The sequence below is a fragment of the Enterococcus spodopteracolus genome, from assembly GCF_030441955.1.
In the GTDB taxonomy this organism is placed as follows: Bacteria; Bacillota; Bacilli; order Lactobacillales; family Enterococcaceae; genus Enterococcus_B; species Enterococcus_B spodopteracolus.
Map to the genome: position 1 here is coordinate 600,726 of NZ_JARJHD010000001.1, position 20,095 is coordinate 620,820.

The following is a 20,095-nucleotide window of genomic DNA, read 5'->3' on the forward strand; positions in this document are numbered from 1 at the left end:
AATGAATAAAATATGGCATTTGAAAGCTTAACTGAACGCCTACAACAGGCGATGTCAAAGTTACGAAAAAAAGGAAAAGTCTCTGAAGCTGACGTCAAGGAAATGATGCGCGAGATCCGTCTTGCGCTATTAGAAGCCGATGTCAACTTACAAGTAGTCAAAGACTTTACAAAACGTGTGCGCGAACGGGCAGTTGGAGCAGAAGTGCTTGATAGTCTTTCTCCAGCACAACAAATCGTAAAGATCGTGGATGAAGAGTTAACGATCACTCTGGGGTCTGAAACAGTTGAATTGACTAAATCACCTAAAATCCCGACTGTCATCATGATGGCTGGTTTGCAAGGGGCAGGTAAAACAACGTTTACTGGTAAATTAGCGAATTATTTAAAGAAAAATGAAAATGCTCGTCCCTTATTGATTGCAGGTGACGTGTACCGTCCTGCTGCCATCGACCAGTTAAAAGTTTTAGGACAGCAATTGGATGTTCCGGTTTTTGATATGGGAACAGATGTGAGTCCTGTAGAAATCGTTCGTCAAGGGATGGAACTTGCAAAAGAAAAGAAAAATGATTACGTATTGATCGATACAGCTGGTCGTTTACACATTGATGAAACATTGATGGATGAATTAAAACAAATCAAAGACTTGACACAACCTAACGAAATCTTACTCGTTGTCGATGCGATGACTGGTCAAGATGCCGTCAACGTTGCGGATAGCTTCAATCAACAATTAGGGATCACAGGGGTCGTCATCACAAAATTAGATGGAGACACACGTGGGGGAGCGGCGCTATCAATTCGTTCAGTGACAGGTGCACCGATCAAGTTCATCGGTTCTGGTGAAAAGCTGACTGACTTAGAAGTCTTCCATCCAGATCGCATGGCAAGTCGTATCCTTGGTATGGGGGATATGTTGACGCTGATTGAAAAAGCGCAACAAGACTATGATGAGAAAAAAGCAGAAGAGCTTGCGCAAAAAATGCGTGAGAACTCATTTGACTTCAATGATTTCATTGAACAATTGGATCAAGTCATGGGTATGGGCCCAATCGAAGACTTATTAAAAATGATCCCAGGAATGAATCAAATGCCAGGAATCGAAAATATCAAAGTTGATCCGAAAGATGTTGAGCGTAAAAAAGCAATGGTTTATTCGATGACACCTGCAGAACGTGAAAACCCAGACCTATTGAATCCAAGCCGTCGACGCAGAATTGCTGCTGGTTCAGGAAACAGTGTAGTGGAAGTCAATCGTATGATCAAACAATTCAAAGAATCCCGTAAGATGATGCAACAAATGTCTAAAGGGGACATGAATATTCCTGGCACGGACCAAATGTTCGGTACCGGTGTCAAAGGTAAGCTAGGAAAAATGGCGATGAATCGCATGATGAAGAAAAACAAAAAGAAAAAGAAGAAAAAGAAATAAATAGTAATCAAGTGCAAAAAAACTTCGAAGACGTATTTAATTTTGTCTTCGGAGTTTTTTCATACATTGTTTGAAAATCCTAAAAGGAGTGAGTCGATGCAACGCTGTCCATGGAGTGAATCAACTGAAATGATGCGTGAGTACCATGATACGATTTGGGGGGTACCTGAATATGAGGACCAACGATTGTACCGTAAATTAATGCTTGATATCAATCAAGCAGGTCTCAGCTGGCAAACGATCTTGAATAAAAGCCAAGCTTTTGATGAAGCTTACGACCAGTTTGAACTCGAAAAAGTCGCTAGCTATACTGACGAAAAAATCGCAGAATTGATGAGAAACAAAGGAATCATCCGCAATCGCCGGAAAATTGAAGCGGCAATCGCTAACGCACAAGCTATTTTAGCCATGCAATCAACCGGACTGAGTTTTTCTGATTACCTCTGGTCCTTTGTCAATGGCGAAGTCGTGATCGGAAACTATCAAGACCAAAATGAAGTGCCAACTACTAGTGAACTCTCTGATCGCCTCTCGAAGGACTTGAAAAAACACGGCTTCAAATTTATTGGAAGTACGACCATTTATGCCTTTTTAGAAGCGGTAGGGATCATCAACGATCACCTGACCACTTGTTTTCGCCACCAGGAAATCAAACGCTAAAGGAGAAGGATAATATGTCTAAGCTCTTTTTTTACGGAGCAATCAGTATGGATGGCTATCTAGCAACAACTAATGATGACTTACAATGGCTCTTCGATACGCCTACTGGGGAAAAAACAACCTATGATGCATTTTATCAAACCATCGATACAACGATCATGGGCAGAAAAACGTATCAAGAAGCCAAAAAATATTTAGATACAGCCAAGATCTATCCAGAAAAAACCAATTATGTCTTTTCAACAGACAAAGAATTGAAGTTGGAGGATGCTAGGGTCGTTCACGAACATCCTGTAAGCTTTCTCAAGGGGTTGAAGGAATCAAGTGAACAAAGGATCTGGGTAGTTGGTGGCGGTAGTTTGCTCAAACCAATCATTGAACAGCAACTGATTGATGAATGGTACATTCAAATTGCGCCTGTATTACTCGGAAAAGGGATTCGTCTTTTTCAAGAAGGAGATTATGTACAGCGGTATCAATTGGTGGACACGAAACGCTTTGGTGAGTTCATCGAGCTTCACTATCGCAAAGAAGAGCATAAAGAATAGTAGGTCACACAAAAAACCACGAAACAACATGCTGTTTCGTGGTTTTTTGTAAAATTAGCAAGACACTAAGCGTTCAATTTTCCAGCGAAATCTAGATACGCATCTAAAATCGTTTGGAAGAAATCAACGGTTCCTTGGATAATATTGCCATCTTCATCAAGTAAGTTAGTGATATTTCCGATATACGCTTCTGGTTGTTGTAATGTTGGGACATTTAAAAAGACTAATGATTGACGTAAGTGATGATTTGCGCCAAAACCACCGACTCCACCAGGAGAAGCAGTGACCACTAAACCAGGTTTTTTATCCCACACACTTTGACCATAAGGACGAGAACCAACATCCAAGGCATTTTTCAATACAGCTGGCACTGAGCGGTTGTACTCAGGAGTTACAAAGATCACGCCGTCTAGATCTTTGACTTCTTCACGGAAACGTGTCCATTCTGCAGGTGTTTGCTCAGGTGTTTCGATATCTTCGTTATAAAAAGGAAGGTCATCGATTTTTACAAATACGCTCTCGTATCCTTCCGGTAATAAGTCCGCAAAAGTTTCTGCAACTTTCTTATTGTATGAATCTTTTCTTAAACTTCCGATGAAAAAACCAATTTTTTTTGTCATAAAACAATTCCTCCTTCAATCTTTCTATATTTATCTTACAAAAAATAAGTAAACTGAGCAAATAAAAACACTTGGGTTATTTTAATGTGTGATCGAAAACATAAGAAATGCTTATGGATAGGGGATTTATAAGCTTCCTATGTTCAACCTTGATGATTCAAAAAAGTAAGAAGAAATCCTTAGAAAAGGACACTAACTATTTAGAGAAAGAATAAAAATAGAAAAAAATCAGACTGTAAAGAAAAAAAGCTTTACAGGGTAAAAAAAAACTGGTACACTACATCTTGTGAATAAAACAATGGAGGTGGAAATATATAATGGCAGTTAAAATCCGTTTAAAACGTATGGGTTCTAAAAAGAGTCCTTTTTACCGTATCGTCGTAGCTGATTCACGTTCTCCTCGTGATGGACGTTTCATCGAAACTGTAGGTACTTACAACCCTTTGAAAGACCCTGCAGAAGTAGTTTTAAAAGAAGATTTAGTACTTGACTGGTTATCAAAAGGTGCACAACCTTCAGATACAGTACGTAACATCCTTTCAAAAGAAGGCGTTATGAAAAAACATCATGAAGCTAAATTCTCAAAGAAATAAGGTGACCGGATATGAAAGATTTAAGCGACTTAGTCTTAACAATCGTTCGTCCGTTAGTTACTTATCCTGATCAAGTCCAGCTAGAAGTCGTTGAGTCGGAAGATTTTTACGAATACAATCTAACTGTGGCTCCCGAAGATATCGGTCGTATCATCGGTAAACAAGGACGCGTTGCGAAAGCAATCCGCACGATCGTTTACGGAGTACGAATCAATGCACCGAAAAAAGTGCGTTTGAATATCATCGACAATAAAGAATAAACTGTTTCGTTTTCGCGAAACAGTTTTTTTGTGTTCTTTAGAGATCATATTTGGCAAAAACAGGTACAAAGCGTATCCTTAATACTAAGAGAGGAGTGTTTCGAATGAAAAAAATAGGTTTGATCAGCTTATTCGCAGTTGCTTTACTCGGTGCCTGTCAATCACCAAGTGAAACGAGTCAAGAAACGACAAATGAAACAGTTCGTACGACAGAAACCAGTACTTCAACGGAAGAGATAGGGTCATCTTCCGTAAGTAGCAATGAGACAGCCTCATCAGCTGAAACAAGTACGAGTACGCAAGAAAATTCGACGCAAACTGCCTTTGAGCAATTGCAAAAAGAGTATCCAGACACACCGATGCCCAAAGAGATCCCAGTTGGGTCATCTAACTTGAACATCGCAGCAACGATGACAAAACAAGGCTTTTCTGTCTTATACTATCAATCAAAACAAGCGCTACCACTAAACGACGCTTCATTGAACCAATCAGAACCAATCGCTTCTTACCTTTATCAAGATGACTTTGCATCTTCCCAAGAAACACTGAACACGATTCAGCCATTTACGGTCGATACTGGAGGAAGACAAGTCGATCTCGGTTATAACATTGTCGGTTATCAACAAGGTGCTGCTGGTTCTTCGATTCTTGAATGGCAAGAAGGAAATTGGCGGTTACGAATACGTGCCAGCAATATTGATGGACAAGATCCTGTACCTTTGGCCAAACAGATCGTGACTTACTTGGAGTCTGCCCGATTACCTGCACCGGAAAAAGTCGGAACGATCGAAATCAATATGGCCGATGGCACGAATCAAAATACTCGAATCATTTGGCAAAAACCAACCACTGTCTATACGATCACGAATCAAGATTCGATGAATGCATTAAAAATGGCTGTTTCCATGGAACAACAATAAAAGAAGACTAGAATTGCCAAGAACCGCATGCTAAAATAGACAGGAAACGATAGAACACTCTGAGTCCAAAAGTAAATCGTGACCAAGCAGAGTGACAAGAATCATGAAAGAAATGAGGACAAAAGTTGACTGAATATCTAAACGTTGGCAAGATTGTCAATACCCAAGGAATCAAAGGCGAAGTCCGTGTCATCTCAACCACAGATTTCCCTGAAGAACGTTACAAAAAAGGTGAAGTTTTGACACTCTTCCAAGAAGGAAAAGCTCCTGTAGAATTGACTGTAAAGAGTCACCGCAAACACAAAAACTTTGATTTACTCAGCTTTGAGAATCATCCTTCCATCAATGATGTTGAAAAATACCGTGATGGTATCTTACGTGTATCAAAAGAAAACTTAGTTGAATTGACAGAAAATGAATATTACTACCATGAAATCATTGGCTTGAAGGTCATTGATGAAAACGAAAAAGAACTAGGAAAGATCAAAGAGATTTTATCTCCAGGCGCAAATGACGTTTGGGTCATCCAACGACCAAAGAAAAAAGATGCATTGATCCCATATATCGATTCCGTCGTTCAAGAAGTCGATCTTGAAAATGGGTTGGTTCGTGTGACATTATTAGAAGGATTGATCGATGATGAAGATTGATGTATTGACTCTGTTTCCACGAATGTTTGAAGGCCCGATGGGGGAATCAATCATCGGTAAAGCAGTAGCAAAAGAATTACTAGAAATCAATGTTTCTAATTTCCGTGAGTATTCGGATAACAAACACCAAACGGTCGATGATTATCCATATGGTGGTGGGGCAGGGATGTTATTGAAAGTCCAACCCATCTATGACAATATCAAAGCTATCGAAGAAAAACATCCAGAGACCAAAAAACGGGTGATTTTACTTGATCCGGCTGGTAAACCATTCAATCAAAAAATGGCAGAAGAATTTTCGGAAGAAGAACATCTGATCTTTATTTGTGGACACTACGAAGGCTATGATGAGCGCATCCGCTCGCTCGTAACAGATGAAGTCTCATTGGGAGATTATGTACTGACTGGTGGGGAGTTAGGTGCCATGGTCATGATTGATGCGACGGTTCGACTATTGCCAGATGTTTTAGGTAACCAGACATCTGCCCAAACAGACTCGCATTCTACTGGTTTACTGGAACACCCACAATATACAAGACCAGCAGAATTCAAAGACATGAAAGTACCAGAAGTATTGACCAATGGTAACCATAAATTGATTGAAGAATGGCAACTAAAAGAATCCTTACGCCGGACATATCTTCGACGGCCAGACATGTTAGAAAAATTAGACATGACACCACAAATGGAAAAAATGCTAGTGGAGATCCAAAAAGAAGAAGCTTGAGTTGCAACAAATAAATAAAAAATTTCTTTACACTCACCATAGAATATGATAGTATTCTATGGTGAGTGTAAAAACACTTAACTATTACGATATTCCGCTGTGAGAAATTACTCATAAGAATGTTTGGAATAAGGAGAAGAAAACAATGAATCCATTAATCGAAGAATTAACAAAAGAACAACTACGTTCTGACATTCCAGCTTTCCGCCCTGGTGACACTGTACGTGTTCATGCGAAAGTTGTCGAAGGTACTCGTGAACGTATCCAGTTATTTGAAGGTGTTGTAATCAAACGCCGTGGTGCTGGAATCAGCGAAACTTATACAGTACGTAAAGTTTCTAACGGTGTAGGCGTTGAGCGTACATTCCCATTGCACACACCACGTGTTGCAAAAATCGAAGTTGTACGTTACGGTAAAGTACGTCGTGCGAAATTGTACTACCTACGTGCATTACACGGAAAAGCAGCTCGTATCAAAGAAATCCGTCGTTAATTTCTTATTATCAGACAGAGAAAGAACCCTTGAATTTTCAAGGGTTCTTTTTTTTGCTTTACGACAAGTAGGGTTCGTGAATTTAAATTAAATGAATATCATCGAGGATCAATCGAAAGGTAAATCCCCCTTTTTAATGGTGGTTATGATTTTACTGTTTTTTGATAAACGTATTGATTTGTACAGCAAGTTCTTTAGTTGCTTTTTTGATTTCTTCTTTTGCTAAGATTGCTGAAACCACAGCAAAGCCTTGGACAGGGAAGGTTTTGAATTCTGCAATCGTTTGTTCATTGAGCCCACCGATCAAAACAACAGGAATCGAAACGTGTTGAAGGATCTTCTTGAGTTCTTTTTTTGATACGATGACGGCATCTGTTTTAGTAGAGGTTGGCAACATCGTCCCTACACCTAAATAATCTGCCCCCAATTGTTCAGCGGAAATTGCTTGTTCGAGTGTTTGAACGGAAGCACCGATGATTTTTTCAGGTCCAATCATTTTTCTCACCACAGCCATAGGAAGATCTGTTTGGCCGATATGAACACCGTCTGCATCACAAGCTAACGCAATGTCTACTCGATCGTTGATGATCAATGGAACATTATATAGTTTAGCTAATCGTTTTAATGCGATCGCTTCCTCATAGAAATCTCGTGAGTTGGCTTTTTTTTCTCTCAACTGTAAGATGGTAATACCTCCTTCAAGGGCTTGTTGCACTGCTTCTTGGAGGGACTTTTTTTTCAGCAGTGACTGATCGGTCACTAGGTATAAGGAATAGTCGATGTCATTTTTCAAGATAGTTTCCTCGCAGTAGTAATGTTTCCCTATTAATGCGGCTGATTTCATCAATCAATGCGATCCGAAAACTTCCCGTACCAGCTGTTTGTTCCAACGCAAGCTCACCAGCAATTCCCATGGTAAGAACGGCTGTGGTTGTGGCGTGAAAAAGATGTTCAGGAGAACCTCCACAAAAGCTAGCAATCAATGAAGTGAGCATACAGACAGTGCCAGTGATCCGACTCATTTCAGGACAACCATTGTGCACTAATATTTTACGCCGCCCATTAGAAATCACATCTGTCGCACCGGTGATCACTACAATACAATTGTGAGCGATTGCTAATTGATCAGCAATCCGTTGGGCTTCTTCAATGGAGCTTGCATCATTTGCCGAGGCATCGACACCTTTCGTCGTGCTTGCGATTCCTGCTAAAAAGCGGATTTCTGAAATATTGCCACGAATCACTGCACATTTTAGGTTTTCCATGATCGTTTTCGCTGTCTGATTACGAAACTGTGAAGCCCCTGCACCGACTGGATCAAAAATAATCGGACTGCTTTTTTCTTTGGCTGTTTGCCCAGCTAAAAGCATCGAAGCTACGGTACGTTCATTTAAAGTCCCCATGTTTAGTACCAATGCCTGTGACATTGCTGTGATTTCCGCTACCTCTAACGCATCATCAGCCATGATGGGTGAACCACCGATCGCAAGTGTAACATTCGCACAATCACTGACCGTTACATAGTTCGTGATATGGTGGACCAAAGGATTTTTCATACGGACTGTTTCTACAGCTGTTTTTAAAAATGTATTCATTGACTTTATTCCTCCTTAAGACCATTGCGATAGAGTGAATAGAAATGATTGGTTGGGCCATGACCTTCGCCCAATTCTAGTGAATGTGCGATTGCAGTAGTAATATATTTTTTTGCCTTGGAAATTGCTTGGTCTAATGGTACGCCCAAAGCGAGTTGTGAGGCAATCGCTGAAGAGAAGGTACAACCAGTGCCATGGGTGTTTTTTGTGGCGATTCGTTCAGACGTATAGGAGTAAATAGTTTTCCCATCATACAATATATCAGTGGCTTCACCTGAGCGATGGCCTCCTTTGATCAAAACTGCAGCGTGACATGTTTCATAAATGGCTTTTGCTGCTCGTTCCATTTCTTCCAGAGAAGTAATCGATCGATCTGCAATTTTTTCTGCTTCTGGAATATTTGGGGTGATTAAAGTAGCTAATGGTAAGACGTTTTTGATCAATGTGTCGATTGCTTGTGGCTCCATTAAGGCATCGCCATTTTTTGCATACATCACAGGATCTAGTACAATATTTTTAGGTTGCCATTCCTGTAGACTGCTTGCGACAGCTAACATCGTATCTGCACACGACAACATACCGATTTTAACTGCATCAGGATAGATGTCCTCGAAAACAGCTGTCATCTGTTCATTGATAATTGTTGGTGCGATGTTTTGGTATGAGATCACACGAGCGGTATTTTCAGCAACTACTGAGGTGATCACAGACATTCCATAAACACCATGAGAGGCAAATGTTTTTAAATCGGCTTGGATACCGGCACCCCCGCTACAGTCTGAACCGGCAATAGTTAGTACTTTTTTCATCAGATTCCTCCTTAAAATAGAAAAAAGACATTCTTCCCGTATAGAAGAATGCCTTGATTGTTTCGATTTCGCATCAACAAAAAGGACATTTGCTCCCTACGCTGGTATCAACCAACAGGTTCAAAGGGTCAGGTTTTACCTTCTCAACGCGATAACGTCCCCCTGCAAACAAAATCATATTTAGTTACGAACCAATAATATCTGAAAAAAGCAGAAGATTCAAGTTTTACAGGAGCAAGCCTACACTGAGTAGCTAAAAGCAACAGTTTACTTTCTCTCGAAGTAGCGTTCTTATATGAATTGCTAGTGCGTTTCTCAAGATTGTATACTAAAGAAAAACGATAGAATATTCTAAGTGTACTATGCAATAGATCAAAGCCAAACTTTTGGAGGGAATCTCATGACAGAGTTAAGTAATCTACCGAATGTAGGAAAAGTATTAGAAGAAAATTTACGAAAGATTGTTATGACAACGGAAGACAATTTAAAGAAAAGGAAACGGAACAGATATTTTTTGAAATTCGTCAAAAGATGGACAGTGGCGACTGTCTGCATATGCTATATGGAATCGAAGGAGCGAGAAAAGGCAAGCCTATAAAAGCTTTAACAAAAGAGGGGATAGAAAAAGTTAAAGCAATTAGCATCACTCATAAAAAGACATTAAGTCAGATTTTTTTTGGGAATTCAAAAAAAGTCTGACTTAATTATTTTCTTCTACGTAGCTATACTGAAAGCGTAAACAAAAAAAGGGGTGATAGCTTATGACAAATTGGCTGAACATTGAGGGGAAAACGATTATTGTAACCGGAGGATCTTCTGGTATCGGGAAATGTATCGTCGAAAGTCTATTGGAGCAACATGTCAATGTAGCAAATTTTGATATTAAAGATTCGACACTTAAACATCAACGATTATTATATGTAAAAACCAATATAACATTACGACAAGAAGTAGAAGCTGGAGTGACAAAAGTAAAGGATCACTTTGGTACGATAGATGGTTTGGTCAACAATGCAGGCATCAACATTCCACGCTTATTAGTGGATAAAAAGCAAGCGCATGGGAGATATGAATTATCCGAGGAAGTATTTGACAAAATCATCGCAATTAATCAAAAAGGATTGTATTTGATGACTCAAGCAGTAAGTAGAATCTTAGTTGCTAAAGGAGAAGGAGTAATCATCAATATGTCTTCTGAATCAGGACTTGAAGGTTCAGAGGGGCAAAGTGCTTATGCGGCAACGAAAGCCGCTGTCAACAGCTTTACTCGATCTTGGGCAAAAGAGTTAGGAAAATCAAATGTTCGGGTAATAGGGATTGCCCCAGGAATCATGGAGGAAACCGGATTACGCACATTTTCTTATGAAGAAGCCTTGGCCTATACTCGTGGCATCACGATTGGAGAGCTTAGAGCAGGTTATGCCAAAACGAGCACGATTCCATTAGGTCGAAGCGGGAAATTACAAGAAGTCGCTGACTTAGTTAGTTACTATCTATCTGATCGTTCGAGTTATATCACTGGAGTAACCACAAATGTGGCCGGAGGAAAAACTAGAGGATAAAAAGTGGGGGAAGTAAATGACGGTGGTGAACAGATGGTATCAAATTTTACAATTACTGGTTACCCACAAAGAAATGAGGATCGGCAGTTTGAAACAACAGCTGAATACAAGTACGCAAACGGTTAAAACCAGCATTGAATCTTTAAACGAAGAATTGATTGGAATTGCAGAAATCGTTCAACATAAGAATGATTTTCATATCGAAATTGAAAATTTTGAAAAATTTGATTTGATAATGAACGGCAGTTTGAAGCGGAAGAGTGATTTTAATTCTTGCAGTAAAAGAGTTTTCTTTATCGTCAAGAAGCTGATCGAGCAAAAAGGTTTTTTGCTGATCGATGATCTGTCAGAAGCATTAGGGGTCAGCCGAAGTACTGTTGTCAAAGATCTACGAGTGATGAAAAAACTGATTTCCTCTTTTAATGTCGAAGTGATTGGAACGCCGAATCGTGGACTGCGTATGCGTGGAGAAGAACTGGATCTACGACTGTTACACCTTCATTATGTACAAGAATATTTTGCTGAACGTCCATTACGAGAACGCACACAAGATTTTGTAGAACACTTAGTTCAAAAATTTAATTTACCTAAAAATCAGGGGCTTCTTTTGAAAAAAACGATTTCTATTACAATGAAACGACTCCTTAAAGGAAATATACTGGTAGAGTTGCCAAATGAATATATGGACCTTATGACGAGTCATCCTGCTTTTGTCGAATTGATCCATCATTTGGAATATGAATATAGCATCACACTAAGCCAAACAGAACAAGCTTTTCTCAGTTTTCCTCTTAATATAAGTGCTATTGCTGGCATGGATAAGTCTACTATTGATGAGCAAAAAATCGAACAGTTATTTCAACAAATGATAGAGAAAATCCATAAAAATTTACTAGTAGAATTTGATGAAACCTTCTTAGTTCATGAAATAAAAGAACACTTCATTTACATGATCAATCGATTGATTTTTCGAATAGAGCTTCAAGATCTGTTCAATGGTGAAATCGAATCCCAATATCCTCTAGCCTATGAACTGGCAAAAATTGGTCTTCAGCAGATTGGGGAGCAATTACAACGAGTGGCTCCAACTGTTGAAATCAGCTATATCGCTTTTTATTTTGAACTTGCATTGAGGAAACAAACCAGTAACAACGAACACAAAGAAATTGCGATCGTCTGTAATACCGGAAAAGGAACAGCTTTGATTATTCGCCGTCAATTGGAACGGATTTTGGGTCCTCAAATCAGCATGGTCCATTTTTCTGAGGAGGAGTATCAGCAGGAAGACTTAGACCGATATTTTGCTGTTTTTACAACTATTCCTCTGAAAAATGTAAAGAAACATACGCCAATCATTCGATTGATCAATCTATTCAACGAAACTTGGTTGCAAGAAGAGTGGCGTAAAGCAGAAAAGTTGAGAGCCGCAAATGTTCATCATTTAAAATTAGATTTTGAGATTTTAAATGAAAAGAAACCCTACAAACAAAATCTTGATCATATGCTTGAATCTCTTGAGAGCAAAGGTTTAGTCGATCAAGAATTTAAGGAACAATTGTTTATTAGAGAAAAGTTAAAAAGTACGATTTTTGAATATGGCATTGCTTTTCCTCATGCCATCAATAAAAAATCTGCTGAAATTATTTTATCAGTGGGTATCTTTAGGAAAGGGATCTCCACGATCAATGGACAAGTGCAAGTCGTCTTGTTGTTAGCCATTCCACAAGATCTAACGATGGAAAAAGAATTGCTAAAACTATATGATCAGCTTTTTGCTGTTATTGGCGATCCTGGATTTAGAAGTGAACTATGTCGTTTGGATGATTTAGTTGAGTTACGAAATTGGATGATACGAAAGGGGTTCATAACATGAATTTCATATATATATTCGGCGCATTTGCACTTGTTGCTTACGGACTGCAAGTGTTATTTGGAATGAAACAAATTAAGCACTTTAATCAAATCTATCTAGAAATGCGCAGAAAAGGGAAGGTGGCTATCGGTCGTCGATCCGGAAAAATCAAAGCAGGAACGATCGTCATGTTTGCTATTGATCATAAAGGGATCATTATTGATGCGCGAAAGATGCAGGGCGTGACTGTTCTAGCAAAATTTCGTCTATTGCCACAATATATTGGAACAGATATCCACTACATCGACAGCTATCATCCATTGGTGCGAACAGAAAATAAATTGGTGCAACAAGCAATGGCAAATGCCAGAGAAATCTATTTGCGAGTAGAATTAGGCAATTATCAAGAAGAATTGCCACCTTCCCCACTTACGATGCTTGGCATTCAATTCAGTTTATGGAAAAAACAATACCTATCAAGAAAAAGGAGTGTTGAATAATGGAATATATCACAAAATTTGCGGAGGGCTTCATCGGTTTATTTGAAACGGGTGCGGAAACTTTTATATCTTGGATGACTGGTATCGTCCCTGTAGTGTTGATCCTAATGGTAGCCATGAATACACTGATTGCTTTCTTAGGTGAAGAACGAGTAACTAAAGTTGCCAAACTATCAACGAAGAATCCCGTCACAAGATATTTGATCTTACCTTTTTTATCTGCCTTTATGTTGGGAAATCCGATGTCTTTTACAATGGCTCGCTTTTTGCCTGAATATTACAAGCCAAGCTATTATGCTTCTCAAGCACAATTTTGTCATACGAGCAATGGCGTCTTTCCACACATCAATCCGGGTGAATTATTTGTTTGGTTAGGAATCGCCCAAGGAATCACAACCTTAGGATTAAATTCAATGGAATTAGCTGTGCGTTATATGTTTGTCGGTATTCTTATGAATTTTATTGGTGGTTGGGTGACAGATTTTACCACCGCATATGTTTGTAAACAACAAGGGGTTACTCTAAGTAAAACTGTAGAAACAGCGACAGAATAAGGAGGAAGTGGGAAAATGAGCTATCACAGTATTCGAATTGTAAGAGGAACTGGTGGGTTCGGAGGACCATTAGTGATCACACCAACAGAAGAAAAACACAAATTCATTTATATTACTGGCGGGGGAGAAAAACCAGCAATCGTCGATAAAATTGCTGAATTGACAGGCATGGATGCAGTCAATGGCTTTAAAACTTCTATCCCAGACAATGAAATCGTTCTAGCGATCGTTGATTGCGGGGGGACGTTGCGTTGTGGGATCTATCCAAAAAAAGGAATACCTACGATCAATGTCGTACCAACGGGAAAAAGCGGACCATTAGCACAATACATTACAGAAGACATTTATGTATCGGCAGTAGGGGTCAATCAAATCACACTGACGACTGAAGAAAGCACAATCGGTCAATCTGTCAACATAGAAAATAAGCGTGCACCAGTACGTGAATATAAATACGATACAAGCAAAAAAATTACTGAACAAAAAGCTGAACAGCAGAATTTTATTGCCAAAATCGGCATGGGTGCAGGAAAAGTAGTGGCCACTTTTAATCAGTCCGCACGCGAAGGTGTACAGACGATGATCAATACGGTCATTCCATTCATGGCATTTGTTTCTTTGTTGATCGGGATCATACAAGGATCTGGTATCGGTAATTTCTTTGCCAATATCATGGCACCTTTAGCAGGAAATATTTGGGGGTTGATGATCATCGGTTTTATCTGTTCCTTGCCGTTTCTTTCACCATTATTAGGACCTGGGGCAGTAATCAGTCAAGTCATTGGGACACTGATCGGGGTAGAGATCGGAAAAGGCAATATTCCACCACAACTCGCTTTACCTGCGTTATTTGCAATCAATACTCAAAATGCTTGTGATTTCATCCCTGTCGGACTAGGCTTAGAAGAAGCAGAGGCTGAAACAGTAGAGGTTGGCGTGCCTTCCGTTTTATATTCACGCTTTTTAAACGGTGTACCTAGGGTGTTAGTCGCATGGATAGCAAGCTTTGGAATGTATAGTTGAATCTAGGAGGAAAAAAATGTTAGTTTATTCAACAAAAGTCACTTCGATTGGCGCAGAAGCTACGCTCTTTAAAGAAGAGAAGATCGTGATACTATTTGGAAAAGATGCTCCGGATATGCTATCAGCCTATTGTTACAATATTGAACTTCAGCCAATCCACGGAGAGATCAAAGTAGGACAACAGTTGTTCGTCGATGAGACAAGCTATCGCATCACGTCTGTCGGAAATTTGGTCAATGATAATCTAAAAGATCTTGGACATATCACAATTAAATTTGATGGAGCGGTGATACCTGAACTTCCAGGTACTTTATATGTCGAAGGAAAAGAAATCGTTGAGATTGGTATCAAGACTAAAATCAGTATTAAGTAAAATACAGAGCAACAGATCTGTTGAAAGGACGAATGAAATGGAATTCATGTTAGATACGATAAATATTGAGAAAATTAGTTATTATCAATCGTTCCTCCCGCTATCTGGAGTAACGTCGAATCCTTCAATCATCAAAAAAGAAGGAAAGATCGATTTGTTTGCTCACTTGAAAGAAATCAAGCAGCTCATTGGAAAAGCAAGTTTACATGTACAAGTAGTTGGAGAAACAACGAAGGAAATCTTAACTGATGCCCAAGTAATCATGGATCACCTTGGTAAGGATATCTTCATTAAAGTACCAGTGAACGAACCAGGACTGGCTGCCATTAAACAATTGAAAGCCAAAGGAGTACATGTCACTGCTACCGCTATCTACTCTGAGATGCAAGGATACTTAGCAATTGCTGCAGGTGCCGATTATGTGGCACCTTATTATAACCGTATGGAAAATCTGAATATCGATGCTGTTGCTATTATCAAAGCATTATCAATGGAAATCGAACGAACGCAATCTCAGAGCAAGATCTTAGCTGCTAGTTTTAAAAATGTTGCACAAGTCAATCATACTTGTCGTCAAGGGGCGCACAGTATTACTGCGTCACCAGATATTTTTGCACAAGTTTTCGATATGCCTTCCATTCATAAGGCAGTGACAGATTTTAAGAAAGATTGGGAAGAGACATTCGAGGTCGAAGATGTGAAAGCATTAGGAGAGTCAGAGCAATAAGTTCTTCCAAATAAAAAGAATAAAGAGTCAATAGAATGGTTGGTCTATCCGTTCTATGACTCTTTTTAAATAACGTCATATTTATAATATCCATCCATAATCAAATAGTCACCGTGTAATTAAACCAACAATGGAATGGGAACTTCATATGTTTATATACATATAGTTGATATCGTAAAAAATGATTTTTTTATGCAATTCCACAAATGAGCATATCTACTTTATGACTGGATGTTTACGTAAAAAATGAACGGTTTATTTCATCCGTTGAAGCAAGAATGATTACATTATTTTCTGTACCGATTTTGTTAAATAGGAGTGGGAATAACTGTTTTAGTTGACCATTAGTAAATAGACCTTTATAACTGACAACTAGTCTTTCTAAGTGATATAATTTGTATAAATAGTAGATTAAAAATAATCGTATGTATATTTTAAAGTAGGCTTTTATTAACGAAGGAGGCAGTTGATGAGGATCATAATTGTTGGAGGAAACCACGCGGGGATTGCCGCAGCACTTCGTATTCGTGAGGAATATCCAGACGATGAAGTAATCGTATTTGAAAAAAAAGATGAAATAACATTTGTATCCCAAACAATTCCATTGTTTTTGATGGGACATCAAGATATCCACTCCCAAGCAAATTATGCAACACCGCATGAAATTATTGCTCAAGGAGTGGATTTGCGCATTCAAAAAGAAGTAACCAACATCGATGCGAAAAAGATGACGTTGAATTTTAGAAATGTTTTAAGTCAACATGAGCACGAAATATCTTATGATCGATTGATCATGGCTGTGGGTTCGTATCCCAATCTTCCTCCAACTGGCGGAAAACTGAATGAGACACTTTTTCTTCTGAAAGAGCGTAAAGATGCTGAAGCAATTGAAAAATTTATATCAGAAGCCCATCATGCGGTAGTGATTGGCGCTGGACTGGTCGGTGTAGAGATTGCTCGTATCTTAGCCCAACGAAAAATGAAAGTCACTTTGATCCAGTCAAATGCAAGAATTCTTGACAAAAATTTGGATGAGAATGCCGCAATCGAAGTAGAGAAACAACTAGAAGAAGAAGGTATCCAACTATTACTAGGTACTAGAGTGACAAGCTACCATACAATTGATAAAAAAATCTGGAGTCGTCCTAAAATCGAAGTTCAAACTTTTTCTGATTTAACTATCCGTGCAGATGGCGTCTTTGTTTCTGTTGGCTTCCGACCAAATTCGTTCTTATTAGCTGGACAAGTCGAAACCGGTGACCGTGGAGCCATCGTCGTTGATAAGTACATGTATACAACAGATGATTCGATATTAGCGGTAGGGGATTGCTCTACGACTTATATGGACTTGACTAAAGAAAATATTTATAATCCTCATGCTTCCGATGCGTTTCGTCAAGGGCTGATCGCTGCTGTCAATATCCACGAGAAAAAGCAAGAAGTAGCAATGACTACTGGAACTTATAAATTCAATATGGATGGATTTACCATTGCGAATACAGGAATCACACTCAATCAAGCAAAAAAATTCGGATATGATGCAGAAGAGGTACATTATCAGAATCGTTATCTAGAGCGTGGTGGTCAGTTTGTACATGAATCAATCGTTAAATATTCACCAATTGATAAAGATAAAAAAAATCATTATTCAAGTATTTATCTTGTATATGAAAAGCAAACTAAAAAAATCTTAGGATTGCAGGTTTTAGGAACAGTTGATATTTCTCAATATGTCAATATCATCAGTTTAGCCATCCAAAAAAATGTGACTGTGCCAGAAATTGAATTTACAGATTTCTTTTTTGAACATGGCTACAAGAATCCTCTAGGTTTCACAAAAATATTAGCCTCTTTAGTTAGGGAAAAAGAAAGAGAGAGTGGTCATGATGGCAAAGAAGAAAGATCAATTGAAATTAAATAAACCAGATAAAGAGATGTCAAAAAAACAAAAGCGAATGATTGAAGCTGGCGCACTGTTGACAGTAGGTACTGGTGCATTTATCGGTGGCGTCACGATTCCAAATCTTTCTGCCTCTGCAGACAGTTCCTCTTTGTCCGAAAAGCGACTTGTTGAAGATGAGACCATCCAAGATATTGAACATACTTCTGTGGATGAATTGAATCAATCCTTACAAAAAGGTCAAAGTAGCAGTGTGAAGACAAATACTGGCTTTGTAGCTAAGCTAATGGATCAACTACCAAGTAAAGAAAAACTTTCTTCTATGTATGAAGGAGAAGGGATTAAAGTCAGTGATAGTCATACAGCATATGATATCCAACAAATTCTAGGAATCAAAGATGCGGACGTTTATTACCAAACTTCTACTTTATCTACAAGTGATGCGCAAGTAATGAAAATATCAAGCTATCGGCAATTGATCCAAGCAAATCCTAATGTGAAGGTAACTTCACAAGATAATTATAAAACGGTCTCTCCTCATTTATATGAATCCAAAGAAAAGGCTTATGAAGATTCTGCAAACTGGAAAGATTCAAAAGTAGTTGCAAGTACGAGAGAAAAATCCTTAAGTTTCTCATCTAAATCAAAACCTGAAAGCACCAACTTTACCGCGGATGATGGTGCAGTATTAGGAAATATGAAAATCGATACAGGCTTTTCTTTGAACGTGAAAGCAGAAAATGGTCAAGGAAAATTAACGGATGAGAACAAAAGTGACTTTGAAGATGCAATGGAGAAGAATTTTTCCATCGCTTATGAAGGTAGTACCTATTATGCAGTTTATCATGATGAGTCTATTTCTACCGACCATGGTAAAAATCAAGCAGATGGTTACTTCACGTTTTCTTCGTCGACACATGGATTGCCTTTAGAGATCAGTGGTCATTACTTGGTCTCACCTGTCCAGTTCGGTAGTACAGTCGACAGCTTGAAAACGTCTTTATCCTTGCACGGTGTACGGAGTTTTGAGAACACCGATTCTTGGTTAAATACAGATGAATCCAATATCAATGTAAAAGTAAATTTCGTTGATCAATTAGCGGATGAAAATACAACTTACTATGAAATCCAAGCAAAAGATCAAGTGATCGAGTCATTGAAATATGAATATGTGACCGTTAGTTTAGATGAGCAAAAAGCCACTGATCCAACTACAGTATACGCAGATGAGATGTCGATGCCAACGTATAGTGGTTCTCAATCAGGTATTAGTCCTGGGGGAGCAGTTGATGGTAATCTTGCCGAAGACGCAGCTGGGTTAGCAGGATGGAATCAGATAGCAACGTTTTCTGGTGGCGGGTATGGCGGACACACGATTACAGCGAATTCGGCAGTAACTGTGAAAACAGGATATCTTTCTCAGACAAACTTTTCTTCAGTTATAAGTACGGTCAATATAACAGTAGACGGTGTGCCTTATAATCAGTTTGTTGCTCAACCAATCATGGTCAATGGGGTTCAGCATGCTGGCTATTTAACCGGAGCAAATGGAAGTGGCAGTGATTTTACGATCGTTGTGAAAGATACGAACTTTAATATCTACCAAATTGGTGGAGAGTTTGCTTATATTTCTTCATCAATGAAGGATATAGCTTCACCAGATGCAACAATACCGGATGCAACTAATCCACAAGTTACCCCAGGAACAGGCACGCCAGAGGTAGACCCAGGTAAAGGTGGTGACACTAATCCAGAAACAGGCACACCAGAAGTCGATCCAGGCACAGGCGGTGAAACTGATCCAGAAACAGGAACGCCAGAGATAGACCCGGGTACAGGCGGAGAGACTGATCCTGATAAAGGAACGCCAGAGATAGACCCAGGTACAGGCGGAGAGACAGATCCGGGAACAGGCACACCAGAAGTCGACCCAGGTACAGGCGGCGGAGAGACAGATCCGGGAACAGGCACACCAGAAGTCGAATCAGGCACAGGCGGTGATACTGATCCAGAAACAGGCACACCAGAAGTCGACCCAGGTACAGTCGGCGGAGAGACAGATCCGGGAACAGGCACACCAAAAGTCGAACCAGGTACAGGCGGCGGAGAGACAGATCCGGGAACAGGCACGCCAGAAGTCGAACCAGGTACAGTCGGCGAAACTGATCCAAGTACAACAACCCCGGAAGTCAATCCAGGTACAGTCGGTGAAACTGATCCAGGAACAGGAACGCCAGAGATAGACCCAGGTACAGGCGGAGAGACTGGTCCTGATACAGGAACGCCAGAGATAGACCC

At 39.4% G+C, this 20,095-nt stretch carries 22 protein-coding genes, 1 pseudogene and 1 riboswitch; of the genes and pseudogenes, 19 read left to right on the plus strand and 4 right to left on the minus strand.

Annotated elements, in window-relative coordinates:
* The first annotated feature begins 12 nt into the window (after positions 1 to 12).
* The 3 genes from ffh to P3R27_RS02855 all read left to right on the plus strand — a co-directional run bounded on the left by ffh (position 13) and on the right by P3R27_RS02855 (position 2,639).
* Positions 13 to 1,431, plus strand: coding sequence for a signal recognition particle protein (gene ffh, locus P3R27_RS02845; protein ID WP_077151125.1), 1,419 nt, complete (start codon positions 13 to 15; stop codon positions 1,429 to 1,431).
* Between the two features lie 96 nt (positions 1,432 to 1,527).
* Entirely contained in the window at positions 1,528 to 2,091 is a 564-nt protein-coding gene (locus P3R27_RS02850; protein WP_126134210.1) for a DNA-3-methyladenine glycosylase I, read from the plus strand.
* Positions 2,092 to 2,105: 14 nt separating this feature from the next.
* On the plus strand, positions 2,106 to 2,639 hold the full coding sequence (locus P3R27_RS02855; protein WP_126134209.1) for a dihydrofolate reductase family protein: 534 nt from the start codon (positions 2,106 to 2,108) through the stop codon (positions 2,637 to 2,639).
* Positions 2,640 to 2,704: 65 nt separating this feature from the next.
* Here P3R27_RS02855 and P3R27_RS02860 read toward each other — a convergent pair whose 3' ends face one another.
* On the minus strand, positions 2,705 to 3,259 hold the full coding sequence (locus P3R27_RS02860; protein WP_019722768.1) for an NADPH-dependent FMN reductase: 555 nt from the start codon (positions 3,257 to 3,259) through the stop codon (positions 2,705 to 2,707).
* 317 nt (positions 3,260 to 3,576) lie between these two features.
* Between P3R27_RS02860 and rpsP the strand changes: the two genes are divergently transcribed.
* From rpsP to rplS, 6 genes are all read left to right on the plus strand, one after another.
* Complete coding sequence (gene rpsP / locus P3R27_RS02865; RefSeq protein ID WP_010735006.1) at positions 3,577 to 3,852, plus strand: 30S ribosomal protein S16; 276 nt, start codon at positions 3,577 to 3,579, stop codon at positions 3,850 to 3,852.
* An 11-nt stretch (positions 3,853 to 3,863) separates the two neighbouring features.
* Positions 3,864 to 4,112: a KH domain-containing protein gene (locus P3R27_RS02870; protein ID WP_010735007.1), complete on the plus strand. Its 249-nt coding sequence runs from the start codon at positions 3,864 to 3,866 to the stop codon at positions 4,110 to 4,112.
* 104 nt (positions 4,113 to 4,216) lie between these two features.
* Entirely contained in the window at positions 4,217 to 5,032 is an 816-nt protein-coding gene (locus P3R27_RS02875; RefSeq protein ID WP_301355894.1) for a hypothetical protein, read from the plus strand.
* A 125-nt stretch (positions 5,033 to 5,157) separates the two neighbouring features.
* Positions 5,158 to 5,682 carry a ribosome maturation factor RimM gene (gene rimM, locus P3R27_RS02880; protein ID WP_010735009.1) on the plus strand — a complete coding sequence of 175 codons (525 nt, stop codon included), beginning with the start codon at positions 5,158 to 5,160 and terminating at the stop codon, positions 5,680 to 5,682.
* Positions 5,672 to 6,409 carry a tRNA (guanosine(37)-N1)-methyltransferase TrmD gene (gene trmD, locus P3R27_RS02885; protein ID WP_200868947.1) on the plus strand — a complete coding sequence of 246 codons (738 nt, stop codon included), beginning with the start codon at positions 5,672 to 5,674 and terminating at the stop codon, positions 6,407 to 6,409. The genes rimM and trmD overlap by 11 nt, the downstream gene beginning before the upstream one ends.
* 145 nt (positions 6,410 to 6,554) lie before the next feature.
* On the plus strand, positions 6,555 to 6,902 hold the full coding sequence (rplS, locus tag P3R27_RS02890; protein ID WP_002286913.1) for a 50S ribosomal protein L19: 348 nt from the start codon (positions 6,555 to 6,557) through the stop codon (positions 6,900 to 6,902).
* 151 nt (positions 6,903 to 7,053) lie between these two features.
* Here the strand turns inward: rplS and thiE are convergent, their stop codons facing one another.
* Genes thiE through thiD form a run of 3 tightly spaced genes read right to left on the minus strand, consistent with a single transcriptional unit; the run spans position 7,054 to position 9,306 of the window.
* Entirely contained in the window at positions 7,054 to 7,695 is a 642-nt protein-coding gene (thiE, locus tag P3R27_RS02895) for a thiamine phosphate synthase (RefSeq protein ID WP_034687276.1), read from the minus strand.
* Entirely contained in the window at positions 7,685 to 8,497 is an 813-nt protein-coding gene (thiM, locus tag P3R27_RS02900; RefSeq protein WP_301355872.1) for a hydroxyethylthiazole kinase, read from the minus strand. Before thiM ends, thiE begins: the two co-directional genes overlap by 11 nt.
* Before the next feature lie 5 nt (positions 8,498 to 8,502).
* Complete coding sequence (gene thiD, locus P3R27_RS02905) at positions 8,503 to 9,306, minus strand: bifunctional hydroxymethylpyrimidine kinase/phosphomethylpyrimidine kinase (RefSeq protein ID WP_271526064.1); 804 nt, start codon at positions 9,304 to 9,306, stop codon at positions 8,503 to 8,505.
* 76 nt (positions 9,307 to 9,382) lie between these two features.
* Positions 9,383 to 9,480, minus strand: a riboswitch (TPP riboswitch).
* A 226-nt stretch (positions 9,481 to 9,706) separates the two neighbouring features.
* Between thiD and P3R27_RS02910 the strand changes: the two genes are divergently transcribed.
* From P3R27_RS02910 to P3R27_RS02955, 10 genes and pseudogenes are all read left to right on the plus strand, one after another.
* Positions 9,707 to 9,904, plus strand: coding sequence for a hypothetical protein (locus P3R27_RS02910; protein ID WP_034687268.1), 198 nt, complete (start codon positions 9,707 to 9,709; stop codon positions 9,902 to 9,904).
* Positions 9,905 to 10,067: 163 nt separating this feature from the next.
* A complete protein-coding gene (locus P3R27_RS02915) occupies positions 10,068 to 10,868 on the plus strand; it encodes an SDR family oxidoreductase (RefSeq protein ID WP_034687265.1) in 801 nt (266 codons plus the stop codon).
* 16 nt (positions 10,869 to 10,884) lie between these two features.
* On the plus strand, positions 10,885 to 12,741 hold the full coding sequence (locus tag P3R27_RS02920) for a BglG family transcription antiterminator (RefSeq protein WP_301355865.1): 1,857 nt from the start codon (positions 10,885 to 10,887) through the stop codon (positions 12,739 to 12,741).
* Positions 12,738 to 13,220 (plus strand): transcriptional regulator GutM, encoded by a 483-nt coding sequence (locus P3R27_RS02925; RefSeq protein ID WP_034687261.1) that lies wholly within the window; start codon positions 12,738 to 12,740, stop codon positions 13,218 to 13,220. The genes P3R27_RS02920 and P3R27_RS02925 overlap by 4 nt, the downstream gene beginning before the upstream one ends.
* A complete protein-coding gene (srlA, locus tag P3R27_RS02930; protein WP_019723990.1) occupies positions 13,220 to 13,774 on the plus strand; it encodes a PTS glucitol/sorbitol transporter subunit IIC in 555 nt (184 codons plus the stop codon). The genes P3R27_RS02925 and srlA overlap by 1 nt, the downstream gene beginning before the upstream one ends.
* Positions 13,775 to 13,789: 15 nt before the next feature.
* Positions 13,790 to 14,797, plus strand: a complete 1,008-nt coding sequence (gene srlE / locus P3R27_RS02935) for a PTS glucitol/sorbitol transporter subunit IIB (protein ID WP_301355858.1) — start codon at positions 13,790 to 13,792, stop codon at positions 14,795 to 14,797.
* 16 nt (positions 14,798 to 14,813) lie between these two features.
* Positions 14,814 to 15,170, plus strand: coding sequence for a PTS glucitol/sorbitol transporter subunit IIA (locus P3R27_RS02940; RefSeq protein WP_034687255.1), 357 nt, complete (start codon positions 14,814 to 14,816; stop codon positions 15,168 to 15,170).
* Positions 15,171 to 15,207: 37 nt separating this feature from the next.
* Complete coding sequence (locus P3R27_RS02945; RefSeq protein WP_034687252.1) at positions 15,208 to 15,897, plus strand: fructose-6-phosphate aldolase; 690 nt, start codon at positions 15,208 to 15,210, stop codon at positions 15,895 to 15,897.
* 469 nt (positions 15,898 to 16,366) lie between these two features.
* Complete coding sequence (locus P3R27_RS02950; RefSeq protein ID WP_301355852.1) at positions 16,367 to 17,818, plus strand: FAD-dependent oxidoreductase; 1,452 nt, start codon at positions 16,367 to 16,369, stop codon at positions 17,816 to 17,818.
* Positions 17,784 to 20,095 (plus strand): annotated as a pseudogene (locus P3R27_RS02955) (DUF4573 domain-containing protein); the annotation flags it as partial. The gene P3R27_RS02950 and the pseudogene P3R27_RS02955, both read left to right, overlap by 35 nt.

Excerpts from the sequence above, each read along its gene's own strand:
- P3R27_RS02945 (WP_034687252.1), top strand. The coding sequence starts at position 15,208 with ATGGAATTCATGTTAGATACGATAAATATTGAGAAAATTAGTTATTAT.
- srlE (WP_301355858.1), top strand. The coding sequence starts at position 13,790 with ATGAGCTATCACAGTATTCGAATTGTAAGAGGAACTGGTGGGTTCGGA.
- trmD (WP_200868947.1), top strand. The coding sequence starts at position 5,672 with ATGAAGATTGATGTATTGACTCTGTTTCCACGAATGTTTGAAGGCCCG.
- P3R27_RS02875 (WP_301355894.1), top strand. The coding sequence starts at position 4,217 with ATGAAAAAAATAGGTTTGATCAGCTTATTCGCAGTTGCTTTACTCGGT.
- P3R27_RS02860 (WP_019722768.1), bottom strand. The coding sequence starts at position 3,259 with ATGACAAAAAAAATTGGTTTTTTCATCGGAAGTTTAAGAAAAGATTCA.
- ffh (WP_077151125.1), top strand. The coding sequence starts at position 13 with ATGGCATTTGAAAGCTTAACTGAACGCCTACAACAGGCGATGTCAAAG.
- P3R27_RS02915 (WP_034687265.1), top strand. The coding sequence starts at position 10,068 with ATGACAAATTGGCTGAACATTGAGGGGAAAACGATTATTGTAACCGGA.
- thiD (WP_271526064.1), bottom strand. The coding sequence starts at position 9,306 with ATGAAAAAAGTACTAACTATTGCCGGTTCAGACTGTAGCGGGGGTGCC.
- P3R27_RS02940 (WP_034687255.1), top strand. The coding sequence starts at position 14,814 with ATGTTAGTTTATTCAACAAAAGTCACTTCGATTGGCGCAGAAGCTACG.
- P3R27_RS02855 (WP_126134209.1), top strand. The coding sequence starts at position 2,106 with ATGTCTAAGCTCTTTTTTTACGGAGCAATCAGTATGGATGGCTATCTA.
- P3R27_RS02925 (WP_034687261.1), top strand. The coding sequence starts at position 12,738 with ATGAATTTCATATATATATTCGGCGCATTTGCACTTGTTGCTTACGGA.
- srlA (WP_019723990.1), top strand. The coding sequence starts at position 13,220 with ATGGAATATATCACAAAATTTGCGGAGGGCTTCATCGGTTTATTTGAA.
- thiM (WP_301355872.1), bottom strand. The coding sequence starts at position 8,497 with ATGAATACATTTTTAAAAACAGCTGTAGAAACAGTCCGTATGAAAAAT.
- P3R27_RS02870 (WP_010735007.1), top strand. The coding sequence starts at position 3,864 with ATGAAAGATTTAAGCGACTTAGTCTTAACAATCGTTCGTCCGTTAGTT.
- P3R27_RS02920 (WP_301355865.1), top strand. The coding sequence starts at position 10,885 with ATGACGGTGGTGAACAGATGGTATCAAATTTTACAATTACTGGTTACC.
- rplS (WP_002286913.1), top strand. The coding sequence starts at position 6,555 with ATGAATCCATTAATCGAAGAATTAACAAAAGAACAACTACGTTCTGAC.
- rpsP (WP_010735006.1), top strand. The coding sequence starts at position 3,577 with ATGGCAGTTAAAATCCGTTTAAAACGTATGGGTTCTAAAAAGAGTCCT.
- P3R27_RS02950 (WP_301355852.1), top strand. The coding sequence starts at position 16,367 with ATGAGGATCATAATTGTTGGAGGAAACCACGCGGGGATTGCCGCAGCA.
- P3R27_RS02850 (WP_126134210.1), top strand. The coding sequence starts at position 1,528 with ATGCAACGCTGTCCATGGAGTGAATCAACTGAAATGATGCGTGAGTAC.
- P3R27_RS02910 (WP_034687268.1), top strand. The coding sequence starts at position 9,707 with ATGACAGAGTTAAGTAATCTACCGAATGTAGGAAAAGTATTAGAAGAA.